This is a genomic window from Streptomyces sp. NPDC048825 (assembly GCF_043198355.1).
Taxonomy (GTDB): Bacteria; Actinomycetota; Actinomycetes; order Streptomycetales; family Streptomycetaceae; genus Streptomyces; species Streptomyces xiangluensis.
In genome coordinates, this window is sequence record NZ_JBICUR010000001.1 from 212,696 (window position 1) to 236,783 (window position 24,088).

A 24,088-nucleotide genomic window follows, 5' to 3' on the forward strand; every position below is an offset into this window, starting at 1 on the left:
GGTGGGACTCGAACCCACGGCCGACGGATTATGAGTCCTTTGAGGATCTTGGCGGTCCTTGCCGATCAGTGCCGATTCGCGCCCTTCTCGCAGGTCAGGCGTGTGCATCTCTGTCAGCCTGGCGCGGTCCTTGTCGGTTGGTTCCTGTCCTTGCGGTCCCTGCGTGGTCCCTGACGCTCCTGGAGGCACCTGCCCAACACGGAATGCTGGATATCACTCCAGCTCAGCAGACGCGGTCGAACCATGGCGCAGCGGATTCCCCTTCCAACGTGCAGAGGCTCCGCCCCCTGGTGCCGGGGCGAAGCCTCGTGGCCGTTATCGCAGGCCAGAACGTCTACGTAGAGCATAGCCGTGAGCCCGACGTTCAACGAAAGTCCGCTTCAAAGCCCTGCCGACGCCAGTGTTGTGGGTGTCACCCCACCGGCTTCTCATCCAAGGAGAACCACGGAGCCGCAGCCCGGCGCGCCCACCAGCAGCCAGACAAAGGGACTGTACCGGCGGGGTGTTCGGGACATCCTTGGTGACGGGCGAGGACTCGCTCCGGCAAGTGCTCATGCTTCGGCTGAAGCACTTCACACTCGTCATCCCTGTCTCGGTTCTCAATCCGTGGGCCAGGGAGCCCTGCGTCGAAGTCGGCGATGACGCTCGAGCCCGGCCGTAACGCCCCTCGCGCTCCTGGGGAGTGAGGTGCAGCGGCGGCAGCCATCGCCATGCTGCCAAGTCCGCGGGCTCGTGCTCACATGGCCCGGGTTCTTCTGCCTTTCCATCCCCCGATACGTCATATCGGGGACAATAACCAGCATGCGGAGCTCGGGGGAGATAAACGACAGAACGGCGGGAGACGGCCCGCGCCGCCGGCTCGTCACCGTCTCTCTACCGGGCTGCGGCTGTGGCGAGGGGGTTTTCGAGCAGGACGTCAGCCAAGAGCTGCGCGCCCTCACGGCCTGGTGGTGCGATCCGGCCCTCGGTGAGCGCCGCTTCACCGCCCTGCACTCCCCGCAACTGGCCCACCGACGCGACGGGGAGGCGTCCGTCCACGACGCCGGACTGCACGAAGCCACCGCCTCGGACGTGCTCGTCGTCTACGTCAGCGGGCACGGCGTCACCGACCCTTCCGACAGCCATCTCCTGCTCCCCGAGACCGATCCGCTCCGCGCCCCGGCCACCGCCTACCGCACCACCGACCTCGTCGCCGCAGCCCTGGACTCGCACGCGCAGCACGTTCTGGTCATCGTCAACACCTGCGACTCCGGCAGCACCGACACCGAACTGACGCGGATCAGGAGGGAGATCATCGCTCGCCGCCTGGATGATGCTTGCCTGGCCGTCGTCACCGCCGATGTCCACGAGGCGGTGGACGTACGGCAGCTACCGGTACTGCTGGAGCGGGTGCACGCACAGTTGCGGACCACGGCGGGCTACAGCGCCCCGTACCTGACTGGGCATCAGTTCGTGGACGAACTGAACCGGGCCGCCGGACGCCACCCGGACGACGCACTCCTGCGCGCCTCCGCCCAACTGCTCCCCCATCGAGGTGACCACCGCCCCAGCCTCTGCCTCCCCAACCCCGGCTACCAGTCCCCCGACGACCTGGTCGCCCAGCCCCGCCGGCAAGTCGCCGTCAGCCGCGCCGAGATGGAGTTCTGGATCGCCCGGGCCGGAGGACGCACCGACGACACTGATGACACTGATGACACTGATGACACTGATGACACTGTCGCCGACTGGTACTTCTCCGGGCGGCGCCGTCTCACCCAGGACATCGCCGCCTTTCTCACCGGCCGCACCGAGGGCGGCGCCCTGCTGGTCACCGGGGCCGCCGGCAGCGGCAAGTCCGCCGTCATCGCCCGCGCGGTCACCTTCAGCGACCCCGGCTTCCGCGCCGACCCGCGCTACGCAGCCGCCTTCGACAAGGCCCCGCCCGACACCGTGCCCAGTGAGGGGTCGGTCGACGTCGCGGTCCTCGCCCGGCAGCGGGAGGTCGACCAAATCCTCGCTCTGATCATCGACGGCCTCGGGCACCAGCCGACACCGCCGACAGCCGGCCAGGACCGGGCGCAGCAGCTGCGGGAGCAGCTGGTGGAGCTGCTGGCGGAAGCGGACCGTACGGTGACGATCGTCATCGACGGCCTGGACGAGGCCAACCACCCGTACCTGATGATCAGCCAGCTCCTCGCACCCCTGGCGCCACTGACATCGCGGGCCCTGCGGCTCGTCGTCGGTGTACGCAGCAGCGCGCACAGCACGGCCCCGGGGACGGATGTCCCCCGTGCCGCTGATGCCGAATCCGACGCCGATGCCGATACCGGGCTGCTGCGACTCGCCCAGCGTGCCCTCGGCGCACACACGACGGTAACCACCCTCCGTACCGACGAACCCGCGGAGTCCAGCGCCGACATCACGCGTTGCGTACGCGCCCTGCTCGGCCCGGAAACGGGCCCCGCCGACGAGCAGATGGCCGCTGCCATCGCCCACAGCACCTCTCCTTCCTTCCTCGACGCCCGCCTCGCCGGGCAGCAACTGCGCGAATCCGCCGACCCACTGCGGCTCTTCAACACACCGCAGTGGCAAGCCTCCCTCAAGCAGGGCACCGTCGGTCTGTTCCGCCACGACCTCATCGACGCCGCCACGCCGGAACTCCCCGTGCCCATCGTCCTCGCCCTGCTGCGTGCCACCGCCTTCGCCCCCGGCGCGGGCATCCCCTGGGCCGACATCTGGCCCGCCGTCGCCGAAGAGGTGCTCGGCCGCCCCATCCCCGACGCGGACAACGCCATCCGGCGACTCCTGGACGGCCGTCTTGCCGGATACCTCACCCAGGACACGGAAGACGGCCGCATCGTCCACCGCCCCGCCCACGCACGCCTCGCGGAAGTGCTCCGCCGCGAACCCCACCGCCTCCAGGTGCCGGCCCCGCCGCCGCGTGCCCAAGCCATGACCCCCGTCTCCGACTCCGCCCCGGCCGACGAGACAGCCACCCACGAACGTATCGCCACCCGCCTCGCCGCCCTCACCCCCGGTCAGCCTCCACACCCCTACACCGCCCGCCACCTGGCCCACCACGCCAAACTCGGCGGCGTCCTCGACGACGCCCACGTCCCACGGTCCCTTCTGCCCTGGGAGACCAGCGGGTCCGTACGCGGCCATCTCGGCCTGCCCGTCACCGACGATGAACAGCACGAATGGCTGGCCGCCTGGTCCCGCATCGAACCCCTCCTCGAGGACGCCGACCCCGCCTCCCGTGCCTCCAGCCTCCACTTCGCGCACTGCACGGCGACAGACGCGGCGGGCAGGGCCTACACGCCCACCTCGGTTCCGGGCTCCTGTATCCGCCCACTGTGGGCCAACTGGTCGGTGCCGGGAAACGTCATGGACCGGCCCGTGAAGGCGGTGGCGGGGTTCACCGGTCCGGACGGGCGCATCCTGCTCGCCACCGGCGACTGGGAGGGGATGGTACGGATCTGGGACCCGGCCACCAGCACCTCCACCGCCACCCTCGCCGGCCACACTGGTCCGGTGTCTGCCGTGGCGGGGTTCACCGGCCCGGACGGCCGCACCCTCCTCGCCACCAGCGGCGACGACGGGACGGTACGGATCTGGGACCCGGCCACCGGCACCCAGACCGCCACCCTGATGCCCTGGTTGGCCGGGAGGTTGAGCGGCATCCGAACGTTGCGGCGCTGGACCTGGTCGGCGAAGTTCGCCTGGCTGCCCGAGGTGTTTGCCGTGGCGGGGTTCACCGGCCCGGACGGCCGCACCCTCCTCGCCGTCAGCAGCTGGGACGCGGCGGTGCGGATCTGGGACCCGGCGACCAGCACCCAGATTGCCACCCTGAGGCCCTGGGCGAGATTTGCCAGAGTCAGGACCGCCTTGACCTTGCGGCGCTGGACCTGGTCGGTGAGGTTGACGCCGGAGCGGGCCCGCGCCTGGTTGACCCGGGTGCTTGCGGTGGCGGGGTTCACCGGCCCGGACGGCCGCACCCTCCTCGCCATCTACAGCGACGACAAGGCGGTACGGATCTGGGACCCGGCCACCGGCACCCCCACTGCCACCCTGACCGGCCCTGGCCACCCCCACGGGGTGGAGGCGGTGGCGGGGTTCACCGGTCCGGACGGGCGCATCCTGCTCGCCACCGGCAGCTGGGACGGGATGGTGCGGGTCTGGGACCCGGCCACCGGCACCCAGACCGCCACCCTCACCGGCCACACTGGTCCGGTGTCTGCCGTGGCGGGGTTCACTGGCCCGGACGGCCGCACCCTCCTCGCCACCGGCAGCGAGGACGGGACGATGCGGATCTGGGACCCGGCCACCGGCACCCCCTCAGCCACTCTCACCGGCCGAACCGGCCACACTGGTCCGGTGCTTGCGGTGGCGGGGTTCACCGGCCCGGACGGCCGCACCCTCCTCGCCGTCTCCGCCGGATACGAAAAGACGGTGCGGGTCTGGGACCCGGCCACCGGCACCCAGACCGCCACCCTCACCGGCCACACCCGCCAGGTGTCTGCCGTAGCGGGGTTCACCGGCCCGGACGGCCATACCCTCCTCGCCACCGCCGGATACGACAAGACGATGCGGATTTGGGACCCAGCCACCGGCACCCCCACTTCCACCCTCACCTGCCACACCCGCCAGGTGTCTGCCGTGGCGGGGTTCACCGGCCCGGACGGCCGCACCTTCCTCGCCACCGCCGAGGAGTACGAGAAGACGGTGCGGGTCTGGGACCCGGCCACCGGCACCCAGACCGCCACCCTCACCGGCCACACCGGTCCGGTGTCTGCCGTGGTGGCATTCACCGGCCCGAACGGCCGCAGCCTCCTCGCCACCGCCGAGCAGACCGAGAAGACGGTGCGGGTCTGGGACCCGGCCACCGGCACCCAGACCGCCACCCTCACCGGCCACACCGGTCCGGTGTCTGCCGTGGCGGGGTTCACCGGCCCGAACGGCCGCACCCTGCTCGCCACCGGTAGCTACGACGAGACGGTGCGGGTGCGGGTGTGGGACCCGACCGCCGACACCCGCACCACCACCCTGACCGGCCACACCGGCCCGGTGTCTGCCGTGGCGGGGTTCACCGGCCCGAACGGCCGCATCCTCCTCGCCACCGGCAGCGAGGACGGAACGGTGCGGATCTGGGACCCGGCCACCGGCACCCCCCTCCTCCGCATCGTCACCGGCATCCGCGTCTCCGTCCTGACCGTCCTCCCCGCCGGCCCCCACATGCCGCCAACGCCATCCCCGCTCCCCCTCCTCGCCTTCGGCGGCGATGCGGGCCTGGCCGCCGTCGAACTGGACCTGGCCCGCCTGTAGGACGCCCAGCGCCGACCGCAGGACCACCCCGGCACCTTGCCGCCGACCCTGCACCTGTGCACCGTCTTCCTCACCGACATCCCTCACCGACCGCCGGTGTCGCCCGCCGAGGAACTCGCCGCCGTCCACAGGCAACTGGGCCGACAAAAGCGCGGAGACCACGCGGCGCGGACCGCGTCCGAGTTTCCTACCAACGCCCGACTGAGCAGCAAGCCGCATGTTCCGCCCGCTGCCACTCAACCCAACGCCCGATATGGGCACGCAGGCCGCCAACCCCCTGGCCGACATCGAGGACCGAGCGGCGCGAAGGGAACGGTCCGTCCACAGCACAGGCAGCAGCCAGCGTCGTCCTACCCCTGCCGGCGCACCACACGTGTCGGCCTCCGCTGCCCGACCGGCCGCCCCGCGGATGGCAGCCCCATGCCCCCACAGCAGGCGAATGAGAAACGATCGGCCCCAGGGCCCAGTCAGTGCCGTCTTGGTCCCTGTCCGGTCCCTCGGCCTTCGTTCCGAGCTCGAAGGCAGCCGTCCCGGAAGCCAGTGACAACCTTGACTACCCACTCCGCCGCAGGTCAGAGAGGTCGTGGTCCGTCCGAGCGGCGCGGAGTGCACGCCGTTCCAACAACGTGCGCAGCGGATTTCACTCCGTTCAGCCCGAGTTGGCGTTTCCACTCTCAATGAGTGCGTTTCCGCAGGTCATGGCCCACTTCTAGTGGGGCGGGTGGGACTCGAACCCACGGCCGACGGATTATGAGTCTATTCGGGATCTTGGCAGTCCTTGCGTTTCTACGCTGATCCATGGCGCTCTTGCAGGTCAGAGGGGGTGGACTGTGTCGGCGATCCCCTGCCTTTGTCGGTCTGTTCCTATCCTTGTGTCCCCAATGCGTCCCCAAATCCGTCGCACAGCAAAAATGGCACTGGGCTACCAGGCGATCGCGCCAGCTCGGAGGGGGATCTCGAACCCACCCGCAGCGGATTCCCCTTCCAACGCATAGAGGCTCCGCCCCTGGTGTCGGGGCAGAGCCTCTATGGCTGTTGTTGCAGGCCAGACGTTGTTCCGTCAGCTTATCCGGCTGCGTCTCCGCCGCCGGGGGGCGGCTCCAGGCTCGTGCCGGGCGAAGGACGGTTTCGCGTACAGCCGGAGAGGTCCGCCGGCGTCGAACCATCCCCTCGGCCTACATCGACTTCACGCGGAGCCACCAGGTTCCGAGGTGGAGGGAGCGATCTTGCAGTCGTGCATGGTCAGCACGCGGTTCACTGGACGCTCCGACACCTCTTCGCGTGCCCCGGGAATCATCGGACACATGACCGGCCTGTCAACCGCTCAGGTCGGCTTTGCCGAACAGGACGGCGTAGCCGGACGGCAGCTGACTGATGACGTCGTTGAGCTCGCCGGGAGAAACGGCATCGGCGACGGTGGTCAGGACGGCGCTGGCGTCCCACAGGGCCGTACGGGGCCTGGCTCCGATGCGTTCGGCCACCCGCCGGTAGAACTCCTCGATACCGAAGGATTCCGTGACGCGAGCGCCGGCGGCGGCCACGACCTCACCTAGAGGCCCCGGCAGCTGGGCAGCCAGGTCCTTGCTCTCGCCGAGGGTGATCCGCTGGGCGAGAACCTGTAGAACGGCCATGGTGATCTCGACAGCCTCGTCCTGGCTGTGGTACTCACCGCGCTCACGCACACGGCCCAGAAACTCGTCGTACCTCACCGTTCGCCCTCCTCCGCCTCCTCGGCAATGCTCCTGGAGCGGCGCCGTCCGTCCGAAGCCGCCCGGCTCGCCGGGCGCTCACCGGTTGGGTTCGGCGGCGCGACCCATCGGCGAGTCAGGCCAGCGTTCGACACCCAGGTCACCGAAACGATGCCTACCGGCCGGTTCCCCTCGACGACCGCAGTCGGCGCACCGCTCGCTCCCGCATCAGCTCAACTGCCCGGTCGACCTCGTCATCGGGTGAGACTGCGACCACATCGGCACTGCATATCTCCTCGATGGGCATTCGGCGGACATCGTCGCCCTCGGCGAGCACCCGCACGACGAGGTCTCGGTCGGTGACCACACCGCGCAGCTGATCGTTCAGCCACCGGGGTCTGCGGCCACCGGGGTCTGCGGCGCAGCGGTGAGAGGGTTGCTCGTCATGACCTCTCGAATCCGCTGAGCCATCGGATCCTCCTTGGATAGGACGAAGCTGAACGCCCCGCTGCCCATCGCGGACACGGTCCCGAAGTACCCGAGAAACCACTCTCTTCATCTGTAGATTTGACTGGGCGCCGTTCGCTCGGCCGCCGATCCCGCAGCAGCCGGTCGGTGCGAGGCGTACGAGGCCGGGTGGAAGGTCCGCCGCCCGCAGCTCCCCGACGAGATCGAGGTCTGCTACGCCAACGGGCGCGTGTACCGGCTCGCCCCGGACGGCGTGCGCACGGTCGTGGAGGCGCGAGACTGCCGGGTTTATCAACTTCGGCCGGTGGACGACCGGCACCTGGACCACGAAGACCACCGGCATCTGGTTCGCGATCGGCTACACCTACAGCCGCACCGTGAAGCCGTACGGCATCGGCGGGCCCGCCATCACGTCCGGCCGCCGCACCTGGGCCGAAAGATCTATCCAGCTGAAGATCAACCCGACACGGTTACACCACTACGGGGACATGACCCGGCCCATGCTCCCTCCACCAGGGGCTGACCTCCCGATACGGGCGCAACGCTCCGCCTGTCGGGCGAGCGAGGAACGGGCCGCTGGGGACACACCCGGTCGTGCTGAAAAATTTACCCAAGCCCTCTTGACTCATGACATATCATGCGCAAAGTGGTTACTAGACCACAACACCGAAAGAGTCACAAAGTCGGCGAGGACGTCTAGTCGGCGGAGTGACTTGGACAGGATGTGGTTCAGGCCCCCGGCAAGCCGGCGCGACACCGAGGCAACAGTGACGACTGAAGCTTCAGGACACGCGCAGCACTACCGGGGACTGTTTTTGCCCTCGGAGCCTTCGCGCGCGCCTGACCGCGGTGCGAAGGCTTCGCCACGCCTGCTCTCCACGGAACCGAGCGGAACCAAAGAGCACCAAGCCCGTCCCCCGCGGCCGGATCGGTCACTCTGCATCGATGTCGGGCTGGATCTCCACGGTGAAGGCCGCGTCCTCGGGGCCGCCGCCTTCCTCGTCCTTCCAGACGATCACGCGCACGTGCCTCTGCCCGGTGCCGCGCACCTCCCACTCAGTCACCAGGTCAGTGACGACGAGGGCGGCGACGTACTCGGCGGCCTCTTTGGGATCGTCGGTGATGATGGTCCCCCGCCACCGCTCGGGATGGCCGCCGTAGCGGCGCCAGCCCTGCGAGCCGTGCGGCTCGTCGACCCGGTACACCCAGCCCTTCTCGGCGCCCATGGCACCGATCCTTCCACTCAAGGAGCACACGGCATCGAGCTGGAGGACACGGGGGACTTCCTCGTGACGCGGGCAACTCGCCAGGGGTGGCCGCGACTGGGATGCGCACCACGTGCTGTGGGATGACGGTGGATGCATGAAGGCCATGTGGTCCGGGATGATCCGGTTCGGCTTGGTCGGCAGCGTTATCTAGACGCTGCGCCTATCTGCCCAGGTCAGATGAGTGTGACTGGCTAAGGGACGTAAGGTCAGTCTCGTCAACGCAGGCGGTCAACCGAGAGCTGGCGGCAGGGCGCGAAGCGGCCCCCGAGGCAACAGCCGCCCGCCGAGCAGCACCGCGCAGGCCCCGACGGTCAGCAGCCCGCCGGCGAGGAAGGTGTCCCGCACGTTGGCGAGCGGCAGGACCAGTCCCCCGAGCGCGGCGCCCGCCGCGATACGAGCGTTGTAAGCACTGGAGTTCGCCACGAGTGCGATATCCGTGCGGCCTGGTGCGCAATGCAGCATCGCGTTCTGGGTGGTCATGAATACCGGCTCGAGTGCACCGCCCATCAGCACCAGGAACACCACCGCTGCCACCGGATCGGTGCCCGCCGCGTACAGGCCGAGCATGCCCACCGCCTGCGTGGCGACGGCAGCGGTCAGCGCGGAATGCGGAAAGCGGTCCAGCAACGCCCCGGTGATGCTCACCCCGGCCAGACACGCCACGCTATGTCAATAGCCGCATAAGCCGTGTCCAAGATTCAGGGTAAAGCCCCACCCTCTCAGGCGACTTGACAAGACACAGAGGCCACCCCGAGATTCGGTGGGAGGTGACAGCGGGTCAGGTGGTCTCTTGAGGACCCCGCATTGGCCGACGACGGCGGGGGGTGACTGAGGATCGGACAGTGCGACGATCATGATCGGTCCGCTGACGAAAAGCGCACGGATCTTAACCGGCCGCCGGGGCCCTCGCGCTGGCCTGCCCGCAGCGGCTACCCAGGCCCTTCTGCCGGCTCGAGCCCGGCCGCGTCGAACTCCACCCGGACCTCGTCGGCCAGCCGCAACGCACCCAGGAACGCGGTGTAGGGCTTGATTCCCCAGGTGGATTGCGTGACGGTCGCCCAGCCGCGCAACAGGCTGTCGCCGTTTCCCTTCCCTTGCACCGTCACCGGGTGAGTCCGGCCCTTGATGGCGAGCTCCCCGGTGATCTCGAAGGACTGCGGCGTTCCCGTGATGCGGGTGGAACGGAAGGTGATCAGAGGGTGCTCTGCGGTGTGCAGGAGGGCCTTGCCTTCCAGCGTCTGTTTGATCTCGGCCCGGTCGGCATCGGTGAGCGCCTTCAGCCCGCCCGTTCCCTCGCGGACCTCCAACGAGCCCGTCTCGACCGTCACACTCACCGACGACCTGTCCGGGTCGCCAACGACCACCACCGCCTCTCCTGACCATCGGGTGGCCTCGATCGTGAGGTCGTGCCCCGCCCTGCGGCCCAGCCCCGCGCGGCCGGTCTTGATCAAGAGGCGGCCGGTCGACGGCCCGAGCCGGTACGTTCCGTCTGTCAGCGTCACAGCGCCGAGGGTAGGGGGCGGATGCGGGCCGGGCCGTCGAGGCAGCCCGGTCGGCGTGTCCCCCGCCGGGGCCTCTGCGCCGTGTCCTGCGTCCCTGCGCCGAGATGATGCTGCAGTGGAGCCGGAGTCCAGGGCGTGGTCATGGCGCCCGCACCCACATGGGCACCTCCACACCAGGGCGCCTGGTGTTCGCGCCGCCCGGCCCTCTCGCACCAGGGCCTGTTGACATCCTCACTCTCGAGGAATAGGACAAAAGGCATAAAGCGCGCATAGATATGCGCTTCGGGATCCTCGCTGGCTCCCGGGCGTCCGACGCCAGACTCTTTCACTGCGCACCGCGGGAAGGAGGTGAACTCATGAACGACACCGAACAAGCACCCCAGGAACCCGAGGCGACTCCGACCGAAGGCGAGCAGCCGGAAGCCGAAGCGGCGGAGGCCACGGAACCCGAGGCCACCCCCACCGAAGGCGAACAACCGGAAGCCGAAGCGGCGGAGGCCACAGAGCCGGAAGCCCCCGCGACCAGCGAGACCACGGAACCCGAGGCCACCCCCACCGAAGGCGAACAACCGGAGGCCGAAGCGGGGACGGAGGAAGCAGAGGCACCGACGGCCGAGGGTGAGGAGTCGTCCCAGGGTGAGTAAGGGCGGCCGAACCCCCGGCAAGTCGATCACTATCACGGACATCGACGGACGATGGCCGGAGGAGAATGCGTGAGTTCCGACATTCTCCTCCGGCCGCGTTTTTCGTTCGCCCGCGCCGCCTGCACGCGGCGGCCGCGTGCGGGAACCGTCAGCACACCGGGTCCACATCCGCTGCGAGCGAACGTCGGCCACGGGCTTCTTCGGTGCGTTCGGTGGCGAGCCGCCCGTTGCGCTCACCGCTCGCCGACTTCTGCACGGTGGCCGACCCCCTGTCCGACCCGGGCGTGGTGTAGCCCCGGTGCCGCTGAAGTGGCCGTCACCGCCGTCAGGGACGACGGCGAAGGGAGCGCGCTCCCCCTGTTGGCTGAATACCTGCTGTTAAAAGCTCTTGAACCCATGGCCTTGTGGGCCGCGAAGGGCCGATGTGCGTGGGCCAAAGGTGTGAAGACGGCGATGGTCCTGTTGTCGTGGGCCTTGATCGCGCGTTGGGCGGGGTGTGGAAGCGCGTGATGACGATGCCGTGCCGGATACGGCTCTGCCCGGGGCATACGGGCTCCAGCCGTCCGAGCGGGATAACCAGGACGTCGTCGTCCGTCACAAAGGCGGGTCGGGCCGGACTGTGATGGTCATCTGCTCAGCGGTAACGGTTGTCGCCGCTGTGGTGCTGGCCGTTACTGGCCAGCTCGCCTGGGACCTGAGTCGTTGAGAGTGGCCGGTTGGAGACGCCCGGTTGAGGTGAGCATGAGCGGTGCGGAAAGGCCGGGCGCGGCTGCGGCGGGATGCGCGCCCAGTGTCTGTCAGTTGTTGCGTGAACAACTCGTGGAGGCGATCTCTTCCCTGCGCTCGCATGCGGCGATGATGCACGGTCTGGACCTTGACGGCGTGGACGACCGCCCGGTCACCGGTCAGACGGCAGGGAGACCCGACGGCGGGGACCTCCCGGCTGTGGCCCAGGCCCCGCCGTCACGTTGATGCGAACCTGGGCTTTGCTCCGACGGCTCGGGGCCGCCGTGAGTATGGGGCAGTGTGACGTGACGTCATCCCCCCTTCCGTCTTGGACGGTCCGCCGCGCCGCCCACGAGCTCATAGCCGACCGGGCAATCGAGGCGCCGACGGCAGACCGTGTTCCCATGCCACAGCACGCCTCGCTCCGCGTCCTTCGCCCTCTCGCGGCGCCGCAACACCCCGGAGACGAACAGTGGCTTCCGGACCAGCTGTACACCGGTGACACGATCACACGGACGTGCTGCCGACCGCGTGCGGATACCTGCCCCCTGCCTGGAGCGATGGCTGTCCGAGTGATGCGAGCCCAGCCACCTGTCGGGACCACCGACGGACCTCACCTCTTGGGGTGATCTTGTCCAGCCCCGCTCGCCCCTGACAGGCCAGCAGACCCGATGATGTCGTCGGCGTACTCCTCCTCTTCTTCCAGGCCCAACTTGCGTCAGCCAGCTGACTACGCGCCGTTTCGCCACCAACGGCCGGTGCCGCGGCCTCGGCCCCGAGGAGCTGCAGGTGAACTGGCAGTCCTTCTGCCGCGTGGCGGCCAGACCGCGCGCAGAGGGTGGCAGCCTCCGCGCGGCCTGACGTGCTGAGGGACAGGCTGTCCTGGCGACATGGGCGGTGCGGCCACCGACGAGAGGCGACTGCGAGTGGCAAGGTCGGGAACCGTAGCCGCGACGGGCTGCGGGGCGCGGCGACATCGCGGTGCGGAACAAGGGATGGGACTGAGGTTCAACGTCGACAAGGGGTTCGGCTTCATCCAGCCGGACGATGGTGGCCCGGACGTGTTCATCCACTACTCCGCCATCCAGGGCGCCGGTTTCAAGGAACTGCAGGAGGGTGACAAGGTCGAATATGAGGTCACCCAGGGGGCCAAAGGGCCGCAGGCGGAGCAGGTCTACCGCAGGTAGAGCTCTCCTTCGTGGCACTCTCCCACCAACTGCTGGGACAGGGCAGCGCACGGATCACGTCGGCTGGTGGTACCGGTGCTGCTGGGGCAGCGAACGACTGGGGGGCCGCCGTGCGAGGAGACGCGCACCAGGGCCGCGGCGGGATTGGGACCGCCTCCGCTCGCCCACGGGCTACCGCTGGGGGATGGCGAGTTCACGGCCGCGGTAGAAGCCTTCCCGCTCCTCGACGACGTACGGGGCCATGGCCGCACGCCGCTGCGCCTCCGGCTCGGAGGCCCGCCAGGAGTCGCATGCTTCCTTGGAGACCCAGAACGACACCCCGGTGATCTCCTGCCCGTCCTCGGACCAATACGCGAAGGCGCGGCGCAGCCCCTTCGGGTAGGGCACCGGGCGCCATGCCCTCTCGAACTCCTCCAAGGTGCCCGGCCGAAGGCGGCGCGTCGTCACCCAGACGAAGTGCTCCTCCAACGCAGCCTCCTCCGCAACCTCGGCTCGGCTCACCGACACCTCTTCGACCACCGTAGGTCCAAAGCACCGCCTGTGCCTTCGCGGTGATCCCGGCGCTGTGAGGATCCTGGCGCGGTTCCGGGCCGCGCCGACGTGGTGGGACGAGGGAACTCCCGCAGGAGGCAAAAGCACACGGGACCATGCTGACCTGGCTTCCCGCATCGGGCTTGACTCAAGGACGCCGATATGTCCAATATGCCCCGATGGGCAGGACGAGTGCGGGTTCATCCAGGGAAGGTGAACGGTTACGGGCATTCCTATCGGGCCGCAGCTGTCGGTGCCGGGGCTGTCACCGGTGCGCGGTGTCGGTGTCGAGGCAGGCAGGGCGGCGGTACGCCTGGCCCGGCTCCCGCTCGAGATGGCCGCGGAGGGCGTCGGGCAGCTGACCGGGCGGTTCGGTCGCGCCATACCCTGGCGGTCGTCAGGCCCGAGTGCACCGCCGCCAGCCGATTCGGGGATCCCGGTGCTGTTGGTGCACGGACTGGCCGACGGGGCATCGGTCGTCTCGCCGCTGCAGCGCGGACTGCGCGGCTGCGGCGTGGGCCCCTTCATCCCGGTCGCCTTGAACGGGTTCGACATCCGCACGGCAGCCCGGGCTCTGGGCGACCAGGTGGAGTCGGCGTGTGCCCGCAGCGGGAGGCCCGCGGTCGTGATCGGGTACAGCCTGGGCGGACTGGTCGCCCGCTACTACGTGCAGCGGCTCGGCGGGGACGCGTACGTGCCGCTGGTACTCACGCTGGCGACGCCCCACGGCGGGACCGTAACGGCTCTGCTGGCCCCGCCCCATCCGCTGCTGCGCCAGCTCCAGCCGGGAAGCGAGCTGCTGACCGAGCTCGCCGAGCCGGCCGCGGGATGCCGCACCCGGTTCGTCGCCTTCTACAGCGACCTGGACGAGGCCGTCATCCCCGCTGCCAGGGGCCGTATCGACCATCCCGACCTCAAGGCTCGCAACGTGCTCGTGCCCCGCGTCGGCCACCTGACGCTGCCCCTGCACAAGCCGGTCATCGACCAGGTGCGCGCCCTGCTGACCGCAGCCCAGCAGGCCGCTTTCCCCGCATGCTCCCTGTACGGCACCTCCGCGCAGCGCGGCGGGCCCGTCATCAACGGCACAGCCGTCGTCCCTCGTGACAGTAAGGGCGAAGCGGAGGACGCTGACAGATAACTGATAAGAAAGTCAGCACGTGTGCGGACGGACAGCATGGCCTTTTCATTCAGCCCCGAGAGCGGGTCGACGGTGCGCCCGTATCGCCCCGAGGATGAACCGGGGGCGCGAGAACTGATTGATGCCGACCGGCTGCCGGGACAGCCGCACTGCACCCCGGAGAGGCTGGCTGCCGCGCGGCGCGGCCCTGCCAGCCCAGCCCACTGGGCAGTACCGGCTCGGCCGCAGATCAGCGTCCTGGCCGATGCCGAGGACTGCCCCCACGGCATCATCGCGTACCTGTCCTGGACCGATGTGCACACCGGGGTGATCTGCTGGGTTTATGCCCACGAGGACCCCCCTGCCCTGCGTGCCTTGATCGGCCACGCTCTCGGCGCACTCGCCCACTGCCCGCAGATCGAGGCATTTGTCGGCGCTCCGCCAGGTCCGCTGGGGCCGGGCGGGCTGCCCTGCACCCACCGCGGCGCCACCCACGACGCCCTGCTGCAGAGCGGCTTCACCGGCCGCTGCCAGGGCTGCTACCTGCACTGCGCACTGCCTGCCGAGCCCTCGCCCGCCAAGCTGGTCGCCGACGTCTTCCCCTGCGACTTCCCCACGGGCCACCGACTGATCATCCGCGAGTCCGCCGAGCCGGTCGCGGAAGCCGTGGTCAGCCCAGGGCCCGGCCGTACCGCGACCGTTTACTGGATCGAGACCCTGCCCACCTGCCGCCGCCGTGGCCTGGGCCGCAAGCTGCTCAGCCAGGCCCTGGCCCTGCTGGCCGAGCAAGGCGCCACCGAGGTCGCCCTCGTCGTCAACGACGCCCCGCACCCCGACAGCCAGGCCGCCCGTCGGCTCTTCGAGTCCCTCGGCTTCACACTCGTGGATCAGCTGTGGACGTACCAGCACCGTCGTACCCCGAGCCCCCGCGGCCTGCCGCGTGAGCCCGGGGTACGACGGCAGCCCTGAACAGGGCGCGGCACCAGGGGTGGCCCCGCCGACCCGGGCGGGTCAGGCGTGGGCTGGTTCGGCGGCCGCGAGGATGGCGGAGCGTGCCTGATGGCGACGCTCGTAGTCCAGCACCCGCCGGATCAGGCCCGATTCACCGTCACCGAGCCGCTTGATGATCTCGTCCTCGTTCAGGCGGTCGTAGCCGGGCCAGGGCTCCGGCCCGAGCAGATCCGCGACCCTGCCTCACGACGGGGGGCGGGGCTTCGACCCCGCCCCCGGCAGCCTCGGAAAGGTACCGGACGTGGAAGCCGGGCCCGGCGCTCGCCGCCGGCCCCGCGCCCCGGACCGCCTTGGCTCAGCCCAGCGCGTCCATCAGGGCGGTGATATAGGCATCCAGCCGCTCCTCCACGGCTCGCGTCGTCAGCTCTGCCCTCCCTGCCTCCCGCCATGGCTGCGCCACCAACTGCACTTCTTCTGAGAGGGCAGATTGGGGAACCGGCCCGGCAGACCCACCCAACGCTGCTGCCCGCCCCGACCCGATCCCCGCGTCCCCAATACGTCCCCAACAACCTTCGCCGCTGCCCCCAGGACAGCCAGGCCCGAGCAACGACCAACTTGATCAATTACAGAGTCGCAGGTCAGAGCGTTGGCGTCTACCCAAGCAGAGCGGGAGCACACGATGCTTCATGGAAGTGAGCAGCGGATTTTGTCCGATGAGCCAGAGTTGACGCTCCGACACCTCACGAGGAACGTTTCCGCAGGTCATGGCCCACTTCTAGTGGGGCGGGTGGGACTCGAACCCACGGCCGACGGATTATGAGTCCATTGGGAATCTTGGCGGTCCTTGCCAATCTCCGACGATCCAAGGCGTTTTCGCAGGTCAGGCGCGTGCATCTCTGTCCGCCCTGCACGGTCCTTGTCAGTTGTTTCCTGTCCTTGTGGTCCCTGCATGGTCCCTGCCACCCCCAGAGAGACCTGCTCGACACGGAATCCTGGATGTCGCTCCAGCTCAGCAGACGGGTCGAACCTACGCGCAGCGGATTCCCCTTCCAACGCGCAGAGGCTCCGCCCCTCTACTCGGGGCGGAGCCTCTTTGGCCGTTGTCGCAGGCCGGACGTCTGCAAACAGACTATCGATCAACGGCGCACTACACCAGGTTGAGCTGTACGGCATCCATGCGAGCCCACTTCGGGCGCGCGGTGTGGAGGATGAACCCGCCGCCGGGGGCTCTGCCGGCTTCGTGGCGATCGAAGGGTGGGGTGGCGTAGAGGCGAAGCGGTCCGCCGACGTCGAACCATCCCTCGGGATAGGTCGCAGTCAGGTGGAGCAACCAGGTTTTGGAGCCTCTACCGCTTCGCGCTGGATCGATGATCGGCAGGGTGCGCCATTTGGGGTGGGTGTGGTCGTGGGCGTCTTCGATCGCGGCGTCACGCCGGGGCCGGTCGGGGCCTTCCCAGGGGCAGGCCAGGCAGGCGCCACGGTGTATCCACCGGGCGTCAGCGACGGCTTTGAACATGGACGTTGCCGCGTGGTGAGGGCTGGGATCTGGAGGCGTACCGAACTGGGTGGTGAATCCGGGGTCTCCATATTCGATGGACCAGGTCCGGCGGAGGACTTCTCCGTCCGCGTTCCGGAGAGCGGTGAAGTGGCGCTGGCGGGCGATGGCTCCGGTCTTGTTGTTCATGGGGCTCCGGAGGGAGCGCGGCATGGACCGCGCTCCCTGGTCGAGTCGTACGGGGTCAGGGGGTGCTGGCCTTCGGGACGTGCTTCGTCGTGCGGCTGCGGGGGCGCCGTTTCTTGGTGGGGCTGGTTTTGACTGCAGGTTGGTCGTCCGCTTCGCCGCTGATCTCGTCGGCGGAGCTCGGCTCCGGAGGCGACTCGGGTTCGGCCTCGGCCTCGGGACTCAGGGGCTGCGTCACTTCGGGTTCCGCGTCGGGCGTGGTTGCCTCGTGCGGGGCCTCCTCGCCAGCGACGTCTTCCGGCTGGCGGTTTTCGTCGACCTCTGGGGCAGGCTCGTGCTCCGCCTCCTGGTCGGCGACGGTGCTCTCGGCATGCTCGGGACCGGAGTCTTCGTTGGTGTTGGCCGAGGTTGGCGGGGCGTCTCGCTCGGCGGCGACGTCGGCGAGGGCGTTGTCGAAGAGCTCTATCCATGGCTGGTGGCCGACGTAGCGGGGTTTGTATTCGAAGGCGGGGAGAAGCTCGTCTTCGAGGGTGCGCAGGATGAGGTGTTCGGGGTCTTCGTCGCCCTCGGTGACGAGGGTGGTCGATTTGTTGTAGCGGTGTCCTTCGGGGAGGCGTGCGGCGATCTGCGCTTCGTAGGCGGCTCGTTCGGCCAGGGTGGCGCCGTTGGGGGGCAGTGGTGCGGCGTTGCCGGTGATCCAGAGTTGGACGGCGGTTCCGCCGAAGAGGGGGCGGAAGCTGACGCCTCGTCCGTCGCTGTAGATGAGGTGGGCTGCGCCGTCGGCGGGCGCTTCGGGGTCGATCACCCAGTCGTCGCCGAGGCTTTGGGCGAGGTTGGCCGCGGTTTCTCGGACTGCGGCGTCGGTGATGAGCATGCGTGTTTCTCCAAGAGGTCTGCTGGTGGAGCGGCGGGCCCGCCTCCGCTGAGGCGGGCCCGGTGTAGCTACGCGGGGCGCACCTCGTCGCCGTCGTCGAGGAGCATCGAGAGGGTGGAGCCGCTGTCCCAGTCGACGTAGAGGATGGAGAGGCCGGCGTCGAACCGGCGGACGGCGCCTTCGTCTCCGGGTTTCAGTTCGGTGTGCGAGTCGGTGGTGTGAACGAGGGCGATGCGGTCGCCCTGCTTGTAGGTCATCTGCGCTCCAGTCGTTATTTGTTGTGGGAGTCGTGGTGGGGCTGCCGGTCGGCCCCGGCGAATGACGGGGCCGACGTTGGCCGCCTGCTAGGCGTCGTGGTCGCAGGCCACTGCGGGGCAGGCTCCGCAGTCGAAGCAGTGGTCGCAGGCGCAAGCACCGCAGCCGGGCTCCTGGCACCGAATGTCATGGCTGCGGCAGTACGGGAAGGTGAACGGTGGCTCTTCCATGACTCCCTCTCTTCGATGGTTCTATTCTATATGCATTCAGGAGAGGGTTCAAGATCTCCCAAGAGAGGATTCGAAGGATTTCCGCTGCTCAGGCCGCTACTTGGCGTATGAGTGCTTCGGTCTTCTGGATGGCCGCGAGGAAGACGGCCTGCGAGTGCAGTCGGTCGCGCCGTTCCAGCGACTCGTGCGCCTCCCGGGCCGTCCTGGCAGGCACGTTGCCCTCGTGCAAGGTGTCACCGCACCCGATGAGCACATGCGGGCCGAGGTCCCAGAGGATCGCGTTGACGGCAGCTCCCGCCGCCGCGAGGGGGTCGATGTCCGTCAGCGACCATCCAAACTGGTGCGGATCGATGCCACGTTCGCGCATGACCTGCGCGGCGGCGCGGTACATGCCGCCGGTCCCGCCCGCGGGCTCGTCGAACTTCATGCCGGGCTTGAGCGGCATGTCGTCGAGCAGCATCCTGGCCATCAGGTAGGCGACCTCCGGCGGCGTGTGTATCTCCGCGAGCGCGTCGTGAGCGCCCTCGGAGCGCATGACGGAAAGTACGGCTCCCATCAGATCGGTGGTGGAACGGAGTTCGGCGTCGTCGCTGGTGGTCAGATGCAGGAGCCCGTTGGTGAGCGCGGCCTCAACGACGGCGCGCACAGCACCGGCTCGCCGCGCGTCAGGCTTCTCGTCGTCAACCCACTTGTGCAGCGGCGTGGCCCGGTCGATGAGGTCTGGGCGCATGATCCACCAGCGGGCCCAGCATTCGCGGAACGCGGTGAGCATGTCGGTGTCGTCGAGGCCGAGCCACCAGTCGGCGGCGAGGTAGGCATCCGGTCCACGGAGGGGCCACAGGGCGAGAGTAGCGACCACGCCGACAGGGACCTTGATGTCGCTTCCGCCATGTGCGTGGTGCCAGGCGTAGCTGACGGCTTCTGCGATTTCGAACGCGTGGGCGTGCGGGTTGCCCTGCGACGGGCGGTAGTGGCCCAGCGTGCGCTTGCCCGCAGCGAGCACGGGCCGGGGCTGGGTGGCGATCGTGACGGGTCGGGGCGCTGGCGGCAGATCGGTGAGGATTCTGCGGGGCGGTGCCGCGGGGGCAGCTGGGCTGGGATGCTCTTCGGGCTCGCCGGCGTCGGCGAACAGGTCGAGTTGGCTCATGCGGTCTCCCGGATTCGGTTCGGGCGTGGCACCCCGTGGCGGCCCGCGGGCCGCCACGGGGTGAAAGTCAGCGCGCTGCGCGCTGCATGCGCCGGAGGGTGGCGGCGGCCTCTTCTCCGCGCCCTTCCGCCGCGTACGCGGCGTGCCGTAGCAGCTCGGTCAGTTCCTCGGTGGTGACTTGGGCGAGCAGGTCGGTGAGGCTGAGGTGTCGTTGACCAGCAAGGCGGTAGGGGTATCCGAGAGCCAGGGTGAGTACGACGCCGGAGATGAGCTGGTCCGTGCGTTCGCCGCAGAGACCGAGCTGACGACCGATGCGGTGGATGGCGTCGGCGTCGGCGAGGAGCGCCGTCTTCGGTATGGCCTCGTGGGCAAGCCTGGCTGCTTCCTGCTCCCGCTGCACGAACGCCTCCCAGTTCAGGCGGGCGTCGGCCTCTCGTCCTTCGGCCTTGAGGGCGGCGCTCGCGAGGGTGGCCTCGAAGCGGGGGGTCGAGATGGAGAGCACGACGTACTGCTCGGGCGTAAGTCCGATGTAAGCCACGGCGGGGTTGCGGGATTCGCTGCTGAAGTGGTGAAGGGTGACCAGTAGCGCAGCCTCGACCGTGGTGAGGCGAAGGCTCAAGCGGCGCACGACGCTCGCACACAGGGCCTTCAAGGTGTCGGGGTTCATGTCGTTCTCCAATAGGGTTAGTTGGGCGGTCGGTTGGCGGCGAGGTAGGCGTCTGCGGTAGCCAGGCGTGCCGGGTTGGTGACGAGTTCTTCGGCCCAGACCCGGCCCGCAATGTCTCCAGCGACCTCTTGGCCGGGCGCGGAGATGACGTAGGCGTGCTGGCCGGATGCCTCCAGTTCGGCGCACCGTTTGTCGTGGGCGGCGGCGTCGGGAGGGGGCTCGACGGCGATGATCGTCATCTCGACGGGGGTCGGTTCGTGGTAGATGACCCACCACTGCGGGTCAGATGGACTGGTCACGGTTCTCCTTCGGGGTGTCGCGGGCGTCAACAGGCGTGTCAGGCCTGGGGGTTCGGAGAGGGGTAGCGGGCGTGGACTTCCGCCATTACTCCGGCGATGTAGTCCATGAGGGTTCGGATCTGCTTCCTGTCGCCGCTCAGGAACAGGGCCAGGTCGAAGACCTCGGGGGCGGCGGTGTAGTCGAGGAGCTGCCGGTATTGCTCGACGGTGAGGTTCACCAGCTCGTCAGGGCGCAGTGCCCAGGCGGCGATCGCAGCGTTTTCGGCGAGGCGAACGGCGGCGCCGAGCGTCGCGTCGTCGGGCGCACGGGTGAGGAGGATCAGGAACATGGCGCCGAAGTGGTGTTCCGGCGTGTTGGTGACCGGTATCGAGGGACGGGCGGACATGGGTACCTCCGGTTGGGAATGGAAGGGCAGCCCGAATGCTTCTTTTCTATATGCATTCCGGGTGTGGTTCGGCCCTGCCGTGAGCGAGTACAGGGGGGCAGGCCTGGGACATATCCATGACGAGCACGGTGGCGCTGTCGGGAAAGCCGTCTGCGCTGACGGCTATCGCGTCGTCGACGAACAGCTTGGCGGCGCCCTTCGCTTCGTCGGCGAGGTCAGCGCATTTGGTCGGCGTGGCGCGAGTCGAGCAGCAGCTCTTCGACTCCACCGTCCAGGGAGACCAGCAGGGCGGGCGTCGCGGCGATCACTGAAGGCGTCCAATCGTGCGAGGGGGGAGGCCCCGGGGGTTGGCGGGAAGAGGAACGGCGATGTCACGCGGGTCGGGCAGCGGGTGGACGTAGTAGTAGCCGGGCGGATGTGTCCTCAGGTCGGCGAGCCGGGCGAGGAGGGACAGATCGACGGTGAGCTTGTCCCAGGCAGGGTCCGGCTGCTTGAGCAGGTCATACCGAAGAAGGAGGCGCCCGCCGGCGTCGTGCACGCGCCATAGGGCGTAGCCGGGATCATGGCGGGTGGCGATGAGCGTCCTGATGCGGGGCTCGATCTTGGTCGCCTCCACGCGGATACGCCGGAGCAGCGCGAGCGCAAGGCGGCGAGTGGCCGCGCACACTTGCTGATCCGCGGGTGGGCAGGGGTCTGGAACTTTCACGTATGGGCTCCTTGACGGTAGGTCCGCCCGGCGGCCGGGAGGTGGTCACCGGCCGTCGGGCGGGGCCGTGGACGGCGTCAGCCGACGGGGATGGCGGAGTTCTGCAGGTCCAGGAAGATGCAGGCGGCTGCGGCGGTGGGCAGGTGGTCGGCGACGATCTGACCGTCCTCGTTCCAGGTGAGGAGTTGGACCAGGACGTCGAGCAGCGGTTCGGGGAGCATCTGCCGCCAGTTGTCGTAGTCGGTGCCGGGGAACCACTCCTTGCAGGTCCGCTGGAGGGATCCCGCGATCGCCTCGGCCAGCCGGTCGGCCTGGGCGGGGCTGATCTGTTCGGTACTCAGGCGCTGGCGGATGACCTCGGGGCTGAAGGGGTCTTTCACGGTCTCTCCTGACGGTTTAAGAAGGGGGCCTCCCCCCTTCCTGATAGTTCTATTCTATATGCATTCGGAAGGGAGGCAAGATTTTCGGTGAATTTTCTTGATCACCGGCAGGCTTTATTTCCGCAGGCCAGCAGCTATATCCGCAGGCGTGAGGTCGCGGATGTGGAGGACGAGTCTCGCGCCCTTGACCACGTGGCCGATGCGCATGTCCGGGCCGACGACTCGTGTGTGGTCGTCGTCGTCCAGGACGCCTTGGTCCACCAGCCCGTCGATGCACGCCTTGAAGCTGGGGTACCAGTTGGCCGGGTCTCTCCGCTGCCTGTCGTCGGGATGCAGGACGCCGACGATGTGCACCCGCTCCAGGTGCGGAACTCCGCGCGAGGCGGCCCAGGCAGCGCGCCGCAAGACCCTGGTGATCTCTGCGCGCCGGTAGTGGTGCGGTCGCTGGTTGGCGTTCAGTAGCGTCAGCCGCGGGGGCAGAGCGACCCGGAACCGGCGACCGGGCATCCCCTCGAACCAGTCCGGTTCCTCCTGGGTCGGTTCGTGGACCTGGGGACTGGCTGCGGGCGCTCCCGTTTCTCCTTCCTCCGGGGCGTATCCGCTCCTACGCCGGACGCCGGCGTTGGTGGTGGGCGACGCGTGCAGGCCCGAGACGAGCATGAGGCGGCGCCTGCCGCCGGTCGCGGCGTCGGCGACCAGGGCCCGCATGTCCCCTGGTTTGTACTGCTCGATGCGGATTCGGATGCTGTCCCGCGGGTTGCAGGCGACGAACACGCGTCCGGGCTGGATGTGGGTCACGCGCGGCTCCGGTTGACCAGGTCCGACAGGGCCTTGGCGATGACCGCCCCGGGCCACGCGACAATGACCACAGCCAGGTACAGGGCAACGGCTCGCGACCGTAGTTGGCAGGCGCGGCGCAGGGCCGGGTCGTCGGCGAGCAGACGCCGGAAGGCGTCTGCCAAGGCCACGGCTCCCGCGGCCCATCCGATGAGGATGAGCAAGGCGAGCAGTCCAGTCACGGCTTCACCCCCGACCTCTTGACCGGGACCCAGACCGTTTGGAGGACTTCGGCTCGGGCCAGTCGCAGAGCAAGGGAGGCGGCACTGCCTCGCCGGTGGGCGGCGAAGCCTGCGCAGATGGCCGGTTCCGAAGTGCCGAGCGTGTCGTGGCAGACGATGTGCCCCTCCTCGGCGATGGCGCGGGCGATCATGCCGGCGACTCGCCCAGCTTCCAAGTGCATGAGGTTGCCCGGCCGGAAAATGCACGTGGCACAGCGGCCCGCGCAGACACGGACGCTCCACGTCGCAGGGTCGGTGACGTCGTGGCGCATCCCATCGGCCGAGTAGGTAGCGGAGTTGGTCACCGGTCGGCCCCCGGCGTGGCCGCGCGCACTGCCTCACCGGTTGCCGCCAGGAGCATCTGCATGCAGGCGGGCCACAGTTCGGGATCGGGCGCAGTGAATGCGGCCCCGTAGAGGGCGAGCGTGGTCTCGGTATCCCCGTTGGCGAACGCGGTGATGAAACGGGCTGCGAACAGGTGCGGTGGAGGGACGCTGTCCTCGGGGCTGCTGCCGTCGGGGGTCCGTATACACCACGACGCCGTTTCGCCATCGAGTCTGTGCATCTTGACGAGTGCGGCCTTCGCCATTACCGCGAGCCCCATAGCGACGCCGTACATCAGCGAGGGTGTCCCGGTCCGCGCCAGATCCGCGAGGACCTGTTGGGCCTCGTCCGGGCGCCCATCCGTCCAGTGGCCGACCGCTTCGACAAGGCGCTCGGTGATCTCCGGATGTGTCACAGGACTTCCCCGTTCGTCGGCATGACCGGCACGGACCAGGTACCGGGCTGGCCCGGTACCTCTCGCCAGCCGTTCACCGCATCTGGAGTTCGGGCGTCGGGTCGAATCATGTAGCCGTGCTCGATCAGCCGGTGACCGGCGCTGGCCGGGCGGAAGCGGTCCCAGTCGAAGGTGACGTCCAACAGGTCGCTGTCGTGGTCCTCGGACAGAACTCGAAGCCGGTGGCCGTCCGGCGTGCCGGTGCATATTGCGGTCAGTTGCTGCACTGTGATTCCTCTCG

Annotated in this window: 24 protein-coding genes, 1 tRNA gene and 3 pseudogenes; 5 read left to right on the forward strand and 23 right to left on the reverse strand. The window is 68.9% G+C overall.

Going from position 1 to position 24,088, the window contains the following annotated elements:
• Nucleotides 1-801: 801 nt before the first annotated feature.
• A complete protein-coding gene (locus tag ACGFNK_RS00915; protein WP_393410607.1) occupies nt 802-5,304 on the forward strand; it encodes an AAA family ATPase in 4,503 nt (1,500 codons plus the stop codon).
• A 1,060-nt stretch (nt 5,305-6,364) separates the two neighbouring features.
• Here the strand turns inward: ACGFNK_RS00915 and ACGFNK_RS00920 are convergent.
• The 6 genes and pseudogenes from ACGFNK_RS00920 to ACGFNK_RS00945 all read right to left on the reverse strand — a co-directional run.
• Nucleotides 6,365-6,466: pseudogene (locus ACGFNK_RS00920) on the reverse strand (hypothetical protein); the annotation flags it as partial.
• Between the two features lie 154 nt (nt 6,467-6,620).
• Entirely contained in the window at nt 6,621-7,013 is a 393-nt protein-coding gene (locus ACGFNK_RS00925) for a DUF2267 domain-containing protein (protein ID WP_393410609.1), read from the reverse strand.
• 154 nt (nt 7,014-7,167) lie between these two features.
• Complete coding sequence (locus tag ACGFNK_RS00930; RefSeq protein WP_393410611.1) at nt 7,168-7,359, reverse strand: hypothetical protein; 192 nt, start codon at nt 7,357-7,359, stop codon at nt 7,168-7,170.
• A gap of 1,033 nt (nt 7,360-8,392) precedes the next feature.
• Nucleotides 8,393-8,686, reverse strand: a complete 294-nt coding sequence (locus tag ACGFNK_RS00935) for a hypothetical protein (protein ID WP_393410613.1) — start codon at nt 8,684-8,686, stop codon at nt 8,393-8,395.
• Nucleotides 8,687-8,956: 270 nt separating this feature from the next.
• A pseudogene (locus tag ACGFNK_RS00940) lies at nt 8,957-9,391 on the reverse strand (MFS transporter); the annotation flags it as partial.
• 266 nt (nt 9,392-9,657) lie between these two features.
• Complete coding sequence (locus ACGFNK_RS00945) at nt 9,658-10,179, reverse strand: YceI family protein (RefSeq protein ID WP_393410615.1); 522 nt, start codon at nt 10,177-10,179, stop codon at nt 9,658-9,660.
• A 407-nt stretch (nt 10,180-10,586) separates the two neighbouring features.
• Here ACGFNK_RS00945 and ACGFNK_RS00950 point away from each other — a divergent pair, with 407 nt between their 5' ends.
• Both ACGFNK_RS00950 and ACGFNK_RS00955 read left to right on the forward strand, forming a co-directional pair.
• Complete coding sequence (locus ACGFNK_RS00950; protein ID WP_393410617.1) at nt 10,587-10,874, forward strand: hypothetical protein; 288 nt, start codon at nt 10,587-10,589, stop codon at nt 10,872-10,874.
• Nucleotides 10,875-12,595: 1,721 nt separating this feature from the next.
• Complete coding sequence (locus ACGFNK_RS00955; RefSeq protein WP_393410619.1) at nt 12,596-12,787, forward strand: cold-shock protein; 192 nt, start codon at nt 12,596-12,598, stop codon at nt 12,785-12,787.
• 171 nt (nt 12,788-12,958) lie between these two features.
• On the opposite strand, the gene ACGFNK_RS00960 is transcribed toward ACGFNK_RS00955, so the two are convergent.
• Nucleotides 12,959-13,288 (reverse strand): hypothetical protein, encoded by a 330-nt coding sequence (locus ACGFNK_RS00960; protein WP_393410621.1) that lies wholly within the window; start codon nt 13,286-13,288, stop codon nt 12,959-12,961.
• Between the two features lie 301 nt (nt 13,289-13,589).
• Here ACGFNK_RS00960 and ACGFNK_RS00965 point away from each other — a divergent pair, with 301 nt between their 5' ends.
• Both ACGFNK_RS00965 and ACGFNK_RS00970 read left to right on the forward strand, forming a co-directional pair.
• A complete protein-coding gene (locus tag ACGFNK_RS00965; RefSeq protein ID WP_393410623.1) occupies nt 13,590-14,456 on the forward strand; it encodes an esterase/lipase family protein in 867 nt (288 codons plus the stop codon).
• 36 nt (nt 14,457-14,492) lie between these two features.
• A complete protein-coding gene (locus ACGFNK_RS00970; RefSeq protein ID WP_393410625.1) occupies nt 14,493-15,404 on the forward strand; it encodes a GNAT family N-acetyltransferase in 912 nt (303 codons plus the stop codon).
• A 337-nt stretch (nt 15,405-15,741) separates the two neighbouring features.
• Here the strand turns inward: ACGFNK_RS00970 and ACGFNK_RS00975 are convergent.
• From ACGFNK_RS00975 to ACGFNK_RS01050, 16 genes and pseudogenes are all read right to left on the reverse strand, one after another.
• Nucleotides 15,742-15,870 (reverse strand): annotated as a pseudogene (locus tag ACGFNK_RS00975) (aminoglycoside phosphotransferase family protein); the annotation flags it as partial.
• Nucleotides 15,871-16,165: 295 nt separating this feature from the next.
• Nucleotides 16,166-16,245: transfer RNA gene (locus ACGFNK_RS00980), tRNA-Met, on the reverse strand.
• A 288-nt stretch (nt 16,246-16,533) separates the two neighbouring features.
• Nucleotides 16,534-17,094 (reverse strand): DUF6349 family protein, encoded by a 561-nt coding sequence (locus tag ACGFNK_RS00985; RefSeq protein WP_393410627.1) that lies wholly within the window; start codon nt 17,092-17,094, stop codon nt 16,534-16,536.
• A 31-nt stretch (nt 17,095-17,125) separates the two neighbouring features.
• Nucleotides 17,126-17,941 (reverse strand): hypothetical protein, encoded by an 816-nt coding sequence (locus tag ACGFNK_RS00990; protein ID WP_393410629.1) that lies wholly within the window; start codon nt 17,939-17,941, stop codon nt 17,126-17,128.
• A 68-nt stretch (nt 17,942-18,009) separates the two neighbouring features.
• Nucleotides 18,010-18,198 (reverse strand): DUF4314 domain-containing protein, encoded by a 189-nt coding sequence (locus ACGFNK_RS00995; protein ID WP_393410631.1) that lies wholly within the window; start codon nt 18,196-18,198, stop codon nt 18,010-18,012.
• A 316-nt stretch (nt 18,199-18,514) separates the two neighbouring features.
• Complete coding sequence (locus ACGFNK_RS01000) at nt 18,515-19,573, reverse strand: N-6 DNA methylase (RefSeq protein WP_393410633.1); 1,059 nt, start codon at nt 19,571-19,573, stop codon at nt 18,515-18,517.
• Between the two features lie 67 nt (nt 19,574-19,640).
• Nucleotides 19,641-20,240 carry a hypothetical protein gene (locus ACGFNK_RS01005; protein ID WP_393410635.1) on the reverse strand — a complete coding sequence of 200 codons (600 nt, stop codon included), beginning with the start codon at nt 20,238-20,240 and terminating at the stop codon, nt 19,641-19,643.
• A gap of 17 nt (nt 20,241-20,257) precedes the next feature.
• The gene (locus ACGFNK_RS01010; protein ID WP_393410637.1) at nt 20,258-20,539 is read right to left on the reverse strand and encodes a hypothetical protein; all 282 of its coding nucleotides are present in this window, start codon (nt 20,537-20,539) and stop codon (nt 20,258-20,260) included.
• A gap of 38 nt (nt 20,540-20,577) precedes the next feature.
• Nucleotides 20,578-20,925: a hypothetical protein gene (locus tag ACGFNK_RS01015; protein WP_393410639.1), complete on the reverse strand. Its 348-nt coding sequence runs from the start codon at nt 20,923-20,925 to the stop codon at nt 20,578-20,580.
• A 304-nt stretch (nt 20,926-21,229) separates the two neighbouring features.
• Nucleotides 21,230-21,631, reverse strand: a complete 402-nt coding sequence (locus ACGFNK_RS01020; protein ID WP_393410641.1) for a hypothetical protein — start codon at nt 21,629-21,631, stop codon at nt 21,230-21,232.
• A 77-nt stretch (nt 21,632-21,708) separates the two neighbouring features.
• Complete coding sequence (locus ACGFNK_RS01025; RefSeq protein WP_393410643.1) at nt 21,709-22,011, reverse strand: hypothetical protein; 303 nt, start codon at nt 22,009-22,011, stop codon at nt 21,709-21,711.
• 114 nt (nt 22,012-22,125) lie between these two features.
• A complete protein-coding gene (locus tag ACGFNK_RS01030; protein WP_393410645.1) occupies nt 22,126-22,809 on the reverse strand; it encodes a hypothetical protein in 684 nt (227 codons plus the stop codon).
• Entirely contained in the window at nt 22,806-23,030 is a 225-nt protein-coding gene (locus ACGFNK_RS01035) for a hypothetical protein (protein ID WP_393410647.1), read from the reverse strand. The genes ACGFNK_RS01030 and ACGFNK_RS01035 overlap by 4 nt, the downstream gene beginning before the upstream one ends.
• Entirely contained in the window at nt 23,027-23,245 is a 219-nt protein-coding gene (locus tag ACGFNK_RS01040; protein ID WP_393410649.1) for a hypothetical protein, read from the reverse strand. Before ACGFNK_RS01040 ends, ACGFNK_RS01035 begins: the two co-directional genes overlap by 4 nt.
• Nucleotides 23,246-23,370: 125 nt before the next feature.
• Complete coding sequence (locus ACGFNK_RS01045; protein WP_393410651.1) at nt 23,371-23,808, reverse strand: hypothetical protein; 438 nt, start codon at nt 23,806-23,808, stop codon at nt 23,371-23,373.
• Nucleotides 23,805-24,074 carry a hypothetical protein gene (locus tag ACGFNK_RS01050; RefSeq protein ID WP_393410653.1) on the reverse strand — a complete coding sequence of 90 codons (270 nt, stop codon included), beginning with the start codon at nt 24,072-24,074 and terminating at the stop codon, nt 23,805-23,807. The genes ACGFNK_RS01045 and ACGFNK_RS01050 overlap by 4 nt, the downstream gene beginning before the upstream one ends.
• Nucleotides 24,075-24,088: the final 14 nt, after the last annotated feature.

Excerpts from the sequence above, each read along its gene's own strand:
- ACGFNK_RS00985 (WP_393410627.1), bottom strand. The coding sequence starts at position 17,094 with ATGCCGCGCTCCCTCCGGAGCCCCATGAACAACAAGACCGGAGCCATC.
- ACGFNK_RS00955 (WP_393410619.1), top strand. The coding sequence starts at position 12,596 with ATGGGACTGAGGTTCAACGTCGACAAGGGGTTCGGCTTCATCCAGCCG.
- ACGFNK_RS00915 (WP_393410607.1), top strand. The coding sequence starts at position 802 with ATGCGGAGCTCGGGGGAGATAAACGACAGAACGGCGGGAGACGGCCCG.
- ACGFNK_RS01005 (WP_393410635.1), bottom strand. The coding sequence starts at position 20,240 with ATGAACCCCGACACCTTGAAGGCCCTGTGTGCGAGCGTCGTGCGCCGC.
- ACGFNK_RS00970 (WP_393410625.1), top strand. The coding sequence starts at position 14,493 with ATGGCCTTTTCATTCAGCCCCGAGAGCGGGTCGACGGTGCGCCCGTAT.
- ACGFNK_RS00995 (WP_393410631.1), bottom strand. The coding sequence starts at position 18,198 with ATGACCTACAAGCAGGGCGACCGCATCGCCCTCGTTCACACCACCGAC.
- ACGFNK_RS00935 (WP_393410613.1), bottom strand. The coding sequence starts at position 8,686 with ATGGGCGCCGAGAAGGGCTGGGTGTACCGGGTCGACGAGCCGCACGGC.
- ACGFNK_RS01015 (WP_393410639.1), bottom strand. The coding sequence starts at position 20,925 with ATGTCCGCCCGTCCCTCGATACCGGTCACCAACACGCCGGAACACCAC.
- ACGFNK_RS00990 (WP_393410629.1), bottom strand. The coding sequence starts at position 17,941 with ATGCTCATCACCGACGCCGCAGTCCGAGAAACCGCGGCCAACCTCGCC.
- ACGFNK_RS00950 (WP_393410617.1), top strand. The coding sequence starts at position 10,587 with ATGAACGACACCGAACAAGCACCCCAGGAACCCGAGGCGACTCCGACC.
- ACGFNK_RS01000 (WP_393410633.1), bottom strand. The coding sequence starts at position 19,573 with ATGAGCCAACTCGACCTGTTCGCCGACGCCGGCGAGCCCGAAGAGCAT.